The organism is Pseudonocardia sp. (genome assembly GCF_025465255.1).
GTDB lineage: Bacteria > Actinomycetota > Actinomycetes > Mycobacteriales > Pseudonocardiaceae > Pseudonocardia.
Genome location: NZ_JAODNI010000144.1, coordinates 25,196 through 38,370 on the forward strand (window position 1 = coordinate 25,196; position 13,175 = coordinate 38,370).

A 13,175-nucleotide genomic window follows, 5' to 3' on the forward strand; every position below is an offset into this window, starting at 1 on the left:
CTAACCTCCTCGCCATGCCTTCCCACGAGAACTCCGACTGGCGTACCGGCGGCGTGCGCGTCGTCCCCGGCGACTCCCTCGACACCAACACCGCCCAGACCCCCGGCATGAACCGGGCCGCGGCGATCAGCCACGAGCGGGTCGGGTCCGAGAAGCTCTGGGCGGGCACGGTCACCATCCACGCCGGGGCGAGGACCGGTGCGCACCACCACGGCGAGCTGGAGAGCGTGATCTACGTCGTCCGCGGGCTGGCCCGGATGAGGTGGGGGGACGACCTGGAGTACACGGCCGAGGCCGGCCCCGGCGGGTTCATCTTCGTCCCGCCCTACGTGCCCCACCAGGAGATCAACGCCTCCGACGACGAGCCGCTGGAGTGCGTCCTGACCCGCAGCGGGCAGGAGCCGATCGTCGTCAACCTGGAGATCGAGGGCGTCACGGACCCCGAGACGATCGCCTGGGTCGACCCGCTGCACGCGTAGCCGCACGGGTCCACGACGCGCCCGAGCGCCACGCTCTGCACCCTCGGCATGATCCGGTTACTTTGCCGGTCCACCGCGTACACGGCGGAGGGGGACCGCAGTGGTGCAGCACTCCGGGGTTCTGTCCCGCCGGGATGTGCTGCGTCTGGGTTCCGCCGCGGCGGCCGCGGGCCTGCTCTCGGCCTGCGCCCTGGACACCACCGGCGCGCCGGGCTCCCAGGACTCGGACGGCCTCGTCTTCTACTCCACACAGCTCGCCACCACGGAGGAGGCCGAGTCGCTGCGCCGGCAGATCCTCGCCGGGTTCGGCACTCCGGTGGACTACGTGACGGACAGCTCCAGCACCAAGATGTTCGACCGGCTCCGCGCGGACGCGAAGGCGGGGACGTCGAGCGTGCAGGTCGTCGGGGCGTTGCAGGGCGAGATCGCGACCCTGTGGGCCGAGGGCCTGCTCCGGGACATGACGGACGTCGTCGAGGAGCTGGCGACCGGCGCCGGGGGCAGGCGCTTCACCCGGCAGTACCTGGACCTCGCCCGGATGGACGGGCGCTACGCCTTCGTCCCCTGGATCCAGGCGAGCTACCTGATGGCGGCCCGGACCGACGCCCTGCAGTACCTGCCGCCCGGCGCCGACGTGCAGCGGCTCACCTACGACCAGCTCCTCGGCTGGACCCGGACGCTGCAGCAGGCCACCGGGAGCCCCGAGCTGGGCCTGCCGGCCGGCCCGGACGGGCTGCTCAAGCGCTTCCTGCAGGGCTACGCCTACCCGAGCTTCACGGGCGGCGTGAACAGCACCTTCCGCTCCCCGGACGCCGCCGCGATGTGGCAGTGGCTGCGCGCCGCCTGGGCCACCGCGAACCCGCAGTCCGTCACCTACGGCAACATGGCGGAACCGCTGCTCTCCGGGGAGGTGTGGGTGGCATGGGACCACGCCGTCCGGCTCGTCGACGCGCTCCAGGCCCGGCCGGACGACATCGTCTCGTTCCCCGCGCCGGTCGGCCCGAGAGGCCGGGGCTACCTGCCGGTGCTCGGCGGGCTCTCGGTGCCGAGGTCGGTCGCGGACCCGACCGCGTCGATCGAGCTCATCCGCCACCTCACGGATCCCGCCCGTGCCTCGACGACGTTGCGCACCGTCGCCTGGTTCCCGCCCCAGGATCTCGCCGGGCTGCTGGGCGGCCTGCCGCCGGGAATCGAGGCCGAGGCGGCCACCCTCCAGGCAATGATCACGGCGCCGGACGCGCTGGCGTCGTCGCTCGCGGTCGGGCTCGGCAACCAGAGCGGCGCCTACGACAAGGTCTTCACGGACACCTTCCGGCAGATCGTGCTCGGCGACGGGGACATCCCGTCGACCCTCGCCACGCAGGGCGCCGCGCTGCAGGGCGTGCTGGACCAGGCCGGGGCCAGGTGCTGGCGACCCGACCCCGTCGGCGAGGGGGTGTGCCGCGTTGGCTGAGCAGACCCTCTCCCGGTCGGCGACCACGACCGGCGAGACCCCGGCCGCGGTGCCCCGGCTCCGGCGCTGGGTCCCGTACCTGCTGCTCGCACCCTCGATCGTCTACCTGGCGGTCTTCTTCGCCTCCCCGATGCTGCAGGCGTTCGGCCTCGCGTTCACCGGCACCACCGGCCGGTTCGGCCTCGAGTCGATCCGCGCGATGCTCGGCGACGACCGGTTCTGGCCGTCGGTCCTGACGACGCTGCTGCTCCTCGTCGTGCTGCTGCCGGTGCAGTTCGCGCTGGCCCTGGGCATGGGCCTGGTGGTGAACGCCAGGCTCCGCGGCTCCGGGTTCTGGCTCTACGTCTTCCTGCTCCCGCTGGGGGTCAGCGAGCTCGGCGCCGGCATCGCCTGGTACTCGATCTTCGTGGAGCAGGGCTGGCTGAACACCGTGCTGCAGGGGCTCGGGATCATCGACACCCCGGTGATCTGGCTGGACTACCGGGACCCGGTCCGCGTCGTGGCCACCATCGTGCTCGCCGAGGCCTGGCGCTCGACGTCGTTGATCCTGATCATCCTGGTCAGCGGGATGCGGGCGATCCCGCGGGACTACCTGGAGGCCGCCGAGGTCTTCCACGCCGGGCCGTGGCAGAAGCTGCGGCACGTCCTGCTCCCGCTGCTGCGCCCGACGATCCGGACCGCGCTGATCGTCCGGACCGTGCTCGCGTTCGAGGTGTTCGCCACGGTCGTCGCGCTCGGGGGCACCGGCACGGACGTCCTCGCCACCCAGGCCAACCGGGCCTACACCGAGTTCCAGGACGCCCACCTGGCCTCGGCGTACGGGCTGGTGATCCTGGTCGTCTCGCTGGCGGCGGTCGCGGTGATCCTGGTGTCCCTGCCCATCCGCCGCGAGCGGGGCGAGTGATGCGCAGGGTCCTCGGCTACGCCGCCGCCGCGCTGCTGGCGGGCTGGATCCTGGTGCCGATCTGGTTCGTGGTCGTCGGCGCCTTCAGCAGCGTCGCCCGGATCTACGACTACCCGCGCCCACCCGTGCCGGACTGGTCGCTGGAGACGATGACGTTCTTCGTCACCTCCGCCGGGGTACCGCAGGCCCTGCTCTCCAGCGTGCTCGTCGCGGTGATCACCGGGGTGCTGACGATGCTGCTGGCGGCGCCCGCCGGGTACGCGGTCGCGCGCCACGTCTTCCGCGGGGCGGACGCCTACCGGCTCACGATTCTTTCGACGCGGGCGTTCCCGGTCGTCGTGCTCTCGATCCCGCTGGCCGTGTTCTTCCTGCAGTGGGGCGTCTACGACTCGGTGTGGGGCGTCGCGTTCATGCACACCGCGCTGGCGCTGCCGTTCGTCGTGCTGATGGTGAGCACGGTGTTCGCCGGGGTGCCGGTGGATCTGGAGGAGGCCGCGCAGGTGTTCGGCTGCAGCCGGTTCACCGCGTTCCGCCGCGTCGTGGTGCCGATCGCGGCCCCGGGCATCGCCGGCGCGGCCACGTTCGCGGTGCTGCTGAGCTACAACGAGGTCTTCGCCGCCTCGATCCTCACCCTGCAGGAGCCGACGCTGCCGGTGTTCGTGCTCAGCGGGCTCACCCAGGCCCCGCTGCCGTTCCGCTACGCGGGTGCGCTGTTCCTGCTGGCCCCGGCGTTCCTGTTCATCCTGCTGATCCGCAAGCAGATCCTCGGCGTCGGCGGACGCCCGACCCTGCGCTGAGAGGGGACGAGTTGTCCGACATCGGGCTGATCGGCATCACGAAGACCTACACGCGTGGGGCCGCACCGGCCGTCCGCGACGTGTCCCTCACCGTCGCCGACGGCGAGTTCTTCGTGCTCCTCGGACCGTCCGGCTGCGGCAAGACGACCCTGCTGCGCGCGATCGCCGGCCTGGAGCACCCGGACGCCGGCACCATCCGGCTCGGCGACCGCGACGTCACCGGGTCCGCGCCCCGGCAGCGGGACCTGGCCATGGTCTTCCAGGGCTACGCCGTGTTCCCGCACCTCACGGTGTACGACAACATCGGTTTCGGGCTCAGCATGCGGCACGAGCCGAGGGCGGAGATCGACGCCCGGGTCCGCGAGGCGGCGGGCCTCGTGCAGCTCGACGACGTGCTGGAGCGCTACCCGTCGGCGCTGTCCGGCGGGCAGCGCCAGCGGGTCGCCGTGGCCCGCGCCATCGCCGTCCGGCCGTCCGTGCTGCTGATGGACGAACCGTTGTCCAACCTGGACGCCCTGCTGCGGCTGACCTTCCGTTCGGACCTGAAGCGGCTGGCCAAGGAGCTGAACACGACGATCGTCTACGTGACGCACGACCAGGTCGAGGCGCTGAGCCTGGGGGACCGGATCGCCGTCATGCGGGACGGCGAGATCGTGCAGTGCGGGACGCCGATGGAGGTCTACGACCGGCCCGCGACGCGGTTCGTCGGCGGGTTCATCGGGACGCCGCCGATGAACTTTCTGCCCGTGACGATCTCCCGCGACGCCGGCCGGGCCGTGGGACACCTCGGCGAGCACGCGATCCGGGTCCCGGACTGGGTCTCCGGAGACACGGTGCTGGCCGGGATCCGGGCCGAGAACCTGGCCGCATCGACGACCGAGGTGCCGGACGCGATGCTGGTGCGCGTTCGCGTCGTCGAGCCGCTGGGGTCGCAGCTGCTCGTCACCGTGGCGGTGGGCTCGGAGATCTTGAAGCTGCTGACGCCGAACGACTTCCCGGCGGCCGACGACCAGCGGCTCTGGATGACCGTCGCGGACGACAAGGTCCGGTGGTTCTCCGCCGAGGACGAGCGCGAGCTCACCGCGGAGCGCGCAACCAGCGCCGTGTGACCGCCGTCGCGCTGCCGACACCGATACCGGGCCGTCGTCCGGGTACACGAACCGAGGCGTCCGCATCGGTGAGCGGGCGAGCGGGCGGCGATGCGCCCCCGACCTCGGGCGTCTCCCGAGGGGTGACCGGTTCTCGACCGACCGGTGCGCGATGGTGTGATCCGATTCCGGTAACGCCGCTGAACCGATCCCGATTTCACCGACAGCAGGCATTGATGTGCCCGGCAACTGTTGTTACTGTCAAGTTAAGTACCTTGAGTACATTGATTGCGCTGCGAAGCGCGAAAGGATGAGCTTCTCCCCGTGAGCACGAGCTCGGAAACCGACCATCGCCCGATCCCCGCGACAGCTTCCCGGTCGGTCTCCGCGCCGGCAGTGGAGCGCCACGGAGCGGCCTACGGCGCCGCCCTCACCGACACCGCGCTCGCTGAGCACGCGGCCGACGTCCTCCGCATGAACGACATGGGCGGCTGGACCAAGGCCGCCCCCCTGCTCTACCCGCACCAGTGGAGCTGGGACAGCGCGTTCGTCGCGATCGGGTGGGCGCAGGTGGACGTGTGCCGGGCGATGACCGAGCAGCAGCGCCTGTTCGAGGCGCAGTGGCGCAACGGGATGGTCCCGCAGATCGTGTTCAACCCGGACGCCGGGCCGGAGTCCTACTTCCCGGACCCCGCCCGCTGGGCGTGCGAGCTCTCGCCCGAGGCGCCGATCGGCATCGCCGAGACCAGCGGTCTCTGCCAGCCTCCCGTGCACGCGATCGCGGTGCGGCGGATCCTCGAGGTCGCCCGGGAGCTCGGCGGCGCGGAGCTGGCGGACGTGCGCGCCCAGCTCGTCGACCTGTTCCCGAAGCTCCTCGCCTGGCACCGCTACCTCGCGGAGAACCGGGACCCGGACGGCACCGGCCTGGTCACGACCTATCACCCGTGGGAGGGCATCGACAACTCCCCGCGCTGGGACGCCGTGCTCGCCCGGCTCGAGGTCGGCGCGGTCCCGCCGTACACCCGCCGCGACGTCCAGCACGTCGCCGACGCCGGCCAGCGGCCCACGAACGAGCACTACGACCGCTTCCTGTGGCTGCTCGAGCTGCTCAAGCGTCACCGTTACGACGACGTCGAGATCCACCTCCACTACCCGTTCCTGGTCAAGGACGTCTTCCTGACGGCCGTTCTGGTCACGGCGAACACGGCGCTGCGGGAGATCGCGGAGTTCGTCGGCGCGTCGGACGAGGACAAGGCCCTGATCGACCTCTGGCGCGACCGGGGCCGCAAGGGCATCGCGTCCACGGTCGACGCGAGCAGCGGCATGACCTACGACCTGGACATGACGACCGGCGCGCCGATCGAGACGGCGACCTTCGCCGGGATGTCCCCGCTGATCGACGGCGGGTTCGACGCCGGGCAGCGCGCCACGTCGTTGGCCTTGTTCGACTCGCCGGCGTTCGCGGGGCACCCCGACCTGCGCTGGCGGATGCTGCCGAGCACCAGCCCGGAGTCGGAGGTGTTCGACCCCCGCAACTACTGGCGGGGCCCGGTCTGGCCGATCGTGAACTGGCTGTACTGGCAGGGCCTGCGCGACGGGGGAGACGTCGAGCGGGCCGAGGAGCTGCGGACCGTGTCCCTGGACGCGCTGCGGACCGTCGGCTTCGCGGAGTACTTCGACCCGATGACCGGTGAGCCCCTGGGCTCGGCCATGCAGTCCTGGACCGCCGCGGTCGCCCTGGACTGGCTGGCCTCCTGACCTGTGCGCGGCGATCCTCGCCAGAACACGAATCGCCACGCACAACCCCCGCTGACCTAGGAGAACAGGAACGCCGGGCCCCGGATGGCCCGGCGTTCGTCGTCGTGGCCCACGCGCCGGAGCCGGACCGTGGGCGAGGCGGCTATCCATTCTGTCAACGTTTCATTGACGCTACCGAATCGTCGATGAGTCGATGACGGGATCGGCCGTCGCGAGTGTCGAGCCGGGGGAGACCCGAGCCCGTGGCAGGCCGGCCGGCGAGCCCCGGCGCGGAGGGGAGCCTCAGGCCGGCCTCGCGACGGTCGAACGGCGGGGCGCCGGAACAGTCGGCGCGACGCGGGCCCAGGTGGCGCGGCGCACCTGGGGTGGCCACCGGGCTGATCATCGAACGTGACCCTGCACCGTCCAAGGGTGGCCGGAATGGGGCCGGAAACGGTGATCAGACCCCAGCTGATCGCGGCCTGCGGTACAAGGCGGCCACCGACGGCCACTTCGTACCGCAAACGGTGATCAGGGCCGGCTCCGGCGCCCGAATCTCTCCGCCCGAACCTGCCCTTCCCAATATGTCAATGAAACATTGACGCCTTCGAAAGGTCGGTCTTTCGATGACATCGACAGACCGACCGGACCAGAAGCAAACGACGCCGGCCGAGGCCGGGGCAGCCGCCCGCCGGGAGAGGAGCGCCACGGGACCGCCTCGCCGCCGCAGACGACCAGGATCGCTGGACCGCACCGGCGCCAGCTCGGCGGCGATCTCTGGCCCGGACGGTCGCGCGCAGCGAACAGCGGCCGCGACGCGCGCGCCCCGCTGTTCCTGGGCTCGTTCTCGGGCCAGCTCGGGGACGGACGCCCCCGCCGGCGACCTCGCGGAGCTCGTCCAGCGGGCGTGGGGTGGTGCGGTAGGGCAGCCCACGAACGCCGACGGCGGGCGCCCCGGAGGTCCGGGACGCCCGCCGTCGGCAGGAGCTGGTGCGTCAGCTGCGGAGCATGCCCCGCAGCACGTACTGCAGGATGCCGCCGTTGCGGTAGTAGTCCGCCTCGCCGGGGGTGTCGATCCGGACGACCGCGTCGAACTCCACGGTGTTGCCGTCCGACTTGGTCGCGGTGACCTTGACGGTCCGCGGGGTGGAGCCGTCGTTCAGCGCGGTAACGCCCGCGATGTCGAAGGTCTCCGTGCCGTCGAGGCCGAGGGACGTCGCCGACTCGCCCTGCGGGAACTGCAGCGGGATGACGCCCATGCCGATCAGGTTCGAGCGGTGGATGCGCTCGAACGACTCGACGATGACGGCCTTGACGCCCAGCAGCGCGGTGCCCTTGGCCGCCCAGTCGCGCGACGAGCCCGAGCCGTACTCCTTGCCGCCCAGCACCACCAGCGGGGTGCCGGCGGCCGCGTAGTTCTGCGCGGCGTCGTAGATGAAGGCCTGTGGCGCGTCGTCCTGGGTGAAGTCCCGGGTGTAGCCGCCGGACACGCCGTCGAGCAGCTGGTTCTTGAGCCGGATGTTCGCGAACGTGCCGCGGATCATCACCTCGTGGTTGCCGCGGCGCGAGCCGAAGGAGTTGTAGTCCTTCTTGTCCACGCCGTGCTCGTCGAGGTACTGCGCGGCCGGGGTACCGGCCTTGATCGCGCCGGCGGGGGAGATGTGGTCCGTGGTGACCGAGTCGCCGAGCAGGGCCAGTACCCGGGCGCCGGTGATGTCCTCGACCGGTGCCGGCTCGTCCGCCATGCCCTCGAAGTACGGGGGCTTGCGGACGTAGGTGGACTGCTCGTCCCACTCGAAGGTCTTGCCCTCGGGCGTCGGCAGGGACTTCCAGCGCTCGTCACCGGCGAAGACGTCCGCGTAGTCCTTGGTGAACATCTCCTTCGTGATCGAGGTGTCGATCACGTCCTGGACGTCCTTGGCCGACGGCCAGAGGTCGGCGAGGAAGACGTCGTTGCCCTCGGGGTCCTGCCCCAGCGGCTGGGCCTCGAAGTCGAAGTCCATCGTCCCGGCCAGCGCATAGGCGATGACCAGCGGCGGGGACGCCAGGTAGTTCATCTTGACGTCCGGGTTGATCCGGCCCTCGAAGTTGCGGTTGCCGGACAGCACCGAGACGACCGCGAGGTCCGCCTCGTTCACCGCGGCCGAGACCGCCTCGGGCAGCGGGCCCGAGTTGCCGATGCAGGTGGTGCAGCCGTAGCCCACCAGGTGGTAGCCGAGCTTCTCGAGGTAGGGCCAGAGGCCGGCCTTCTCGTAGTAGTCCGTGACGACCTGCGAGCCCGGTGCCATCGACGTCTTGACCCACGGCTTGACCGCGAGGCCCTTGTCCACGGCGTTCTTGGCCAGCAGGGCCGCACCGAGCATGACCGACGGGTTCGAGGTGTTGGTGCACGAGGTGATCGAGGCGATCACGACGGCGCCGTGGTCGATCTCGAAGGTGTTGCCGCCGAGCGTGACCGGGGTCGGCTTGCTGGTGCGGCCGTGGGCGCCGGACGCCGCGGAGATCGGCGCCCGGGGCTTGCCGGCGTCGCCGTTGCCGTGAGCGCTGGGCGAGGCCGGGTCGCTGGCCGGGAAGGTCTCCTCGACGGCCTCGTCGACGGTGGAGCCGGACCTCGCGGCGTCGTCGGGGTCGGTCTGGTCCGGGGCGCTCGCGTAGTCGCCGAGCGCCGACCGGAACGCCTCCTTGGACTGCGAGAGCGGGATGCGGTCCTGCGGGCGCTTCGGGCCGGCGATCGACGGGACGACCGTCGACAGGTCCAGCTCGAGCGTCTCGGAGAACACCGGCTCCTTCGACGGGTCGTGCCAGAGGCCCTGCTCCTTGGCGTAGGCCTCGACCAGCGCGATCTGCTCCGGCGAGCGGCCGGTCAGCGTGAGGTACCGGACGGTCTCCTCGTCGATCGGGAAGATCGCCGCGGTGGAGCCGAACTCGGGGCTCATGTTGCCGATCGTGGCGCGGTTGGCCAGCGGCACCGCGCCGACGCCCTCGCCGTAGAACTCGACGAACTTGCCGACGACGCCCTGCTTGCGGAGCATCTCGGTGATCGTCAGCACGACGTCGGTGGCGGTCGCGCCGGCCGGGATCTCGCCGGTCAGCTTGAAGCCGACGACCTTGGGGATCAGCATCGACACGGGCTGGCCGAGCATGGCGGCCTCGGCCTCGATGCCGCCGACGCCCCAGCCCAGCACGCCCAGCCCGTTGACCATCGTGGTGTGGCTGTCCGTGCCGACCAGGGTGTCCGGGTAGGCCTGGCCGTTGCGGGCCATGACCGTGCGGGCCAGGTGCTCGATGTTGACCTGGTGCACGATGCCGGTGCCCGGCGGGACGACCTTGAACTCGTCGAACGCGCCCTGGCCCCAGCGGAGGAACTGGTAGCGCTCCTTGTTGCGGCCGTACTCGAACTCCACGTTGCGCTCGAAGGCGTCCGGGGTGCCGAAGACGTCGATGATCACCGAGTGGTCGATGACCAGCTCGGCGGGGGCGAGCGGGTTGACCTTCGACGGGTCCCCGCCCATCTCGGTCACGGCCTCGCGCATGGTGGCGAGGTCGACGACGCAGGGGACACCGGTGAAGTCCTGCATGATCACCCGGGCCGGGGTGAACTGGATCTCGGTGTCCGGCTCCGCCGTCGGGTCCCAGGCGGCGATCGCGCGGATGTGGTCCGCGGTGACGTTCGCGCCGTCCTCGGTCCGCAGCAGGTTCTCGAGCAGGACCTTCAGGCTGTACGGCAACTTCTCCGAGCCCTCGACGGCGGACAGCCGGAAGATCTCGTAGGAGTTGTCACCGACGCCGAGTGTTCCCCTGGCTCCGAAGCTGTCGGTTGTGGCCACGTTGGCTCTCTCCTCCTGGCGTGGTGGGGGCGTCTCTTCGGTTCTTCGCGGAGTCTCGCGCACCTCGTGCGACGAGGCAGCGCGGCCCCTCTCAGGCCAAACAGTACGCCTGTCCTATTTCGGAGTCGAGCGGAGGGGGCCAGGTCACGCCGGGTTCCGGAGGAGGCCCGGTCGAGGCCGCGGCGGCGGGTGCTCGGAGCACCCGCCGCCGCGGTCCGAGCAACGCGGGACGGTCAGCGGCCCGCCTCGACCAGCGCGGCGACGTCCTCGGGCGCCAGGGCGCCGAGCAGGTCCCCGTACACCCCGACCAGCGTCCTGCCGGGGCTGACGAACCAGGCGCCGTCCTCCTGCGCCATCACGACCTTGACGTCCAGGGCGGCCGTGACCAGCTTCGGCACGAGCCGGGTGAGCGTCGGGTCGTTGCCGATCTGCGAGTCGAGGTTGCCCGCGAGGTCGTTGGCGCAGAACGGGGTCGCGGGCGAGCCCTCGACACCGCCGACCGACACGCAGTCCCCGTCGCGGGTGATCGTTATCCGCTGCCCGTCCTGTTCGACGACGGCGCTGCGCAGGCCGAGCCCGGTGGAGCCCCGGACGTCCTCCTGCGTCGTCTGCAGGTCGACGATCCGCAGCCCGCTGGGGGTGCCGCCCCGGGCCGCGTCGACGAGCGCGGGCCCGGCGTCGTGCAGCACGGCCATCTCGGTGGGCGAGGACAGCTCGACCAGGCGCTGGACGTTCGAGTCGAAGCCCGCCTGCAGCGCCTCGCGCAGGGCATCCTGCGCGGTCCCCGCGCCGGCGGCGCCGATCGAGGTCGTCGGCCAGGGGGTGCCGGCGTCCTTCAGGGCGTAGTCCGCGAGCGTGTAGAAGCCGCTGACGTACCACTCGCCGTCGACCTTCACGGTCGCCACGCGGATCGGCTCGCCCTGCTGCGCGACCTCCTGGGCGATGTCGATCGTCGTCGGGCCGCCGGTCGGGATGCCGTTCGGGAACGCCCTGGCCTTGAACGAGTCCGTGAACGGCAGGGTGTTCGGGTCCTGGTTCGTGGTGATCGTCCCGGCGACGAGCTTGGTGATCGCGACGTTGTCCCGGACGTTCTCCTGGCCGGTCTCGTCGAATCTCAGGCCGGTGACCGTCGCCGAGTCCAGCCCGGCCTGTGCGGAGGCGTCCGGCCTGAGGACGTCCAGGCGCTGCAGTTCGGTGGTGAGCATGTCGCCCATGTCTGCGAGCAGCTCGGCCTCGGTGGGGTTGATCCGGCTGTAGGCCTTCAGGTAGTTCTTCGCCTCGAGATCCGCGGCGAGCGAGGTGACGGCGTCGTTCGGTGAGCCGGCCCCGCCGGCGTTGCCGAGCAGGTACCAGGCGGTCCCGCCACCGGCCAGCAGGACGAGGACGGCGACGATCGCCGTGATCAGCGGCCAGCGCCTGCGGCGTGGCTGCCCGGTCTGCGTCGGGCCGCCCGGCGGGGGCGGGTAGCCACCGGACGGGTCCCAGCCGTACTGCGGGCCCGACTGCCCGGGAGCCTGCTGCGCGTAGCCCTGCTGGCCGTAACCCTGCTGTCCGGGGGGCGGGCCGTAGCCCTGCCCGGCCGGGGGCCGGTAGCCCTGCTGCGGGTCGTGACCCTGGCCGGCCCGGACAGGGCCCTGGCCCTGGGGTGCCCACCGGCGCGGGTCCTGCTGGGGACCGGGTCCGGTCCCGTCGTCGGCCATGGTCTTCTCTCCTGTCCTGGCGCGCGTGCCGAACGGCCGCGCAGGCATGCAGCTTCCCGGATGCGGGACCGTCCGCACAGGAGTGGAAGTACGTAGCCGACCTAGCCCGTTCGGAGCACGTCACAGCTTCGGGTACCTCCAGCCTCGTGTCCACCATGTGGTGGAAGTTGCGCACGCGGGTGCGTGTGGCTACCGGGTTTTGTGGGGTGATGGTGGGAGAGTCCAGGCCGTCGGGGCGTGATCGACACGAACGGATCGAGGAGTGCGCCGGCCCTGCGGCGCGGGACGGGGGAGTGGTGCGGCCAGCGGGCTCGGCACGGGTCGTCGTACTGCTCCTGCTCGTCGCGCTGCTGACGGGCACCGGGGGCGCCGTCGGGACCGGGACGGCGATCGCCGCGCCCCCGTCGCCGACCCCGCCGCCCAACCCCAGCGACGAGCAGCTGCAGAGCAGCGGCGACGCCGTCTCCGGCCGCGCGGCGGAGGTCGCGCAGCTGACGGACCGGCTCTCGGTGCTGCAGGCCGAGGCCGAGGACCTGCAGATCCAGGTGGCCGAGCAGCACGAGTCCGCGAACCAGGCGCAGGACGTCTTCACCACGGCGCAGGCCGCGGCCGAGGACGCTGCGGACCGCGCGGACCAGGCCCGGATCGAGACCCAGGCCGCCGGCTCGGCGATCGACGCCGCCCGCACCCGGCTCGACGACGTCGTGGCGAACACCTACCAACAGGGCCTCGACCTCGGCCCGATCGGCCTGCTCACCAGCGCGTCGGGCCCCGAGGACCTGATCGACCGCGCCCAGATGACCGACGCCGTCGCGCAGCAGCAGGCCACCGCGCTGGACGCCCTGGAGCGGGCCCGGGTGGACAAGGCCAACGCGGACTCGACGGCCCGGCAGGCACAGGACGAGGCCGAGCAGCGGCAGCAGGCCGCCGCGGAGGCGAAGACGGCCGCGGACCAGGCCCTCGCGTCCGCGCAGAGCGCGTCCGACGCCCAGGCGCAGCGGCTCTCGCAGGTCCTCGCCGAGCAGACCGACGTGCAGCGCCGCCTCGACGCCGCCGAGAACGCGGACGCGGGCCTGCGGACCCAGCGGCAGCGCTTCGACTTCTGGCAGGCCGAGCAGGCCCGCCTCGAGGCCGAGCGGCAGCGCGCCGAGGCCGCGGCGGCCCGCGCCCGGGCCGCCCAGCCCGCGCCC

Annotated in this window: 8 protein-coding genes and 1 pseudogene; 7 read left to right on the forward strand and 2 right to left on the reverse strand. The window is 71.8% G+C overall.

Annotation, left to right across the window (positions count from 1 at the left end; all coding sequences use genetic code 11):
• Window positions 1-14: 14 nt before the first annotated feature.
• The 6 genes from JWP64_RS17880 (at window position 15) to JWP64_RS17905 (ending at window position 6,479) form a co-directional block, all read left to right on the forward strand.
• Window positions 15-479 carry a cupin domain-containing protein gene (locus JWP64_RS17880; protein WP_297498433.1) on the forward strand — a complete coding sequence of 155 codons (465 nt, stop codon included), beginning with the start codon at window positions 15-17 and terminating at the stop codon, window positions 477-479.
• A gap of 100 nt (window positions 480-579) precedes the next feature.
• Window positions 580-1,932 (forward strand): ABC transporter substrate-binding protein, encoded by a 1,353-nt coding sequence (locus tag JWP64_RS17885; protein ID WP_297498435.1) that lies wholly within the window; start codon window positions 580-582, stop codon window positions 1,930-1,932.
• Window positions 1,925-2,836: a sugar ABC transporter permease gene (locus JWP64_RS17890; protein WP_297498437.1), complete on the forward strand. Its 912-nt coding sequence runs from the start codon at window positions 1,925-1,927 to the stop codon at window positions 2,834-2,836. The genes JWP64_RS17885 and JWP64_RS17890 overlap by 8 nt, the downstream gene beginning before the upstream one ends.
• Window positions 2,836-3,633, forward strand: a complete 798-nt coding sequence (locus tag JWP64_RS17895) for a carbohydrate ABC transporter permease (protein ID WP_297498439.1) — start codon at window positions 2,836-2,838, stop codon at window positions 3,631-3,633. The genes JWP64_RS17890 and JWP64_RS17895 overlap by 1 nt, the downstream gene beginning before the upstream one ends.
• A gap of 11 nt (window positions 3,634-3,644) precedes the next feature.
• Window positions 3,645-4,742, forward strand: a complete 1,098-nt coding sequence (locus JWP64_RS17900) for an ABC transporter ATP-binding protein (protein ID WP_297498443.1) — start codon at window positions 3,645-3,647, stop codon at window positions 4,740-4,742.
• A 375-nt stretch (window positions 4,743-5,117) separates the two neighbouring features.
• The gene (locus tag JWP64_RS17905; protein ID WP_297498445.1) at window positions 5,118-6,479 is read left to right on the forward strand and encodes a glycogen debranching protein; all 1,362 of its coding nucleotides are present in this window, start codon (window positions 5,118-5,120) and stop codon (window positions 6,477-6,479) included.
• A 974-nt stretch (window positions 6,480-7,453) separates the two neighbouring features.
• Here JWP64_RS17905 and JWP64_RS17910 read toward each other — a convergent pair.
• Complete coding sequence (locus tag JWP64_RS17910) at window positions 7,454-10,285, reverse strand: aconitate hydratase (RefSeq protein WP_297498447.1); 2,832 nt, start codon at window positions 10,283-10,285, stop codon at window positions 7,454-7,456.
• 233 nt (window positions 10,286-10,518) lie between these two features.
• Window positions 10,519-11,985, reverse strand: coding sequence for a flagellar basal body protein FliL (locus JWP64_RS17915; protein WP_297498449.1), 1,467 nt, complete (start codon window positions 11,983-11,985; stop codon window positions 10,519-10,521).
• Between the two features lie 293 nt (window positions 11,986-12,278).
• On the opposite strand from JWP64_RS17915, the pseudogene JWP64_RS17920 reads away from it, so the two are divergent.
• Window positions 12,279-13,175: pseudogene (locus tag JWP64_RS17920) on the forward strand (hydrolase); the annotation flags it as partial.

Excerpts from the sequence above, each read along its gene's own strand:
- JWP64_RS17880 (WP_297498433.1), top strand. The coding sequence starts at position 15 with ATGCCTTCCCACGAGAACTCCGACTGGCGTACCGGCGGCGTGCGCGTC.
- JWP64_RS17915 (WP_297498449.1), bottom strand. The coding sequence starts at position 11,985 with ATGGCCGACGACGGGACCGGACCCGGTCCCCAGCAGGACCCGCGCCGG.
- JWP64_RS17895 (WP_297498439.1), top strand. The coding sequence starts at position 2,836 with ATGCGCAGGGTCCTCGGCTACGCCGCCGCCGCGCTGCTGGCGGGCTGG.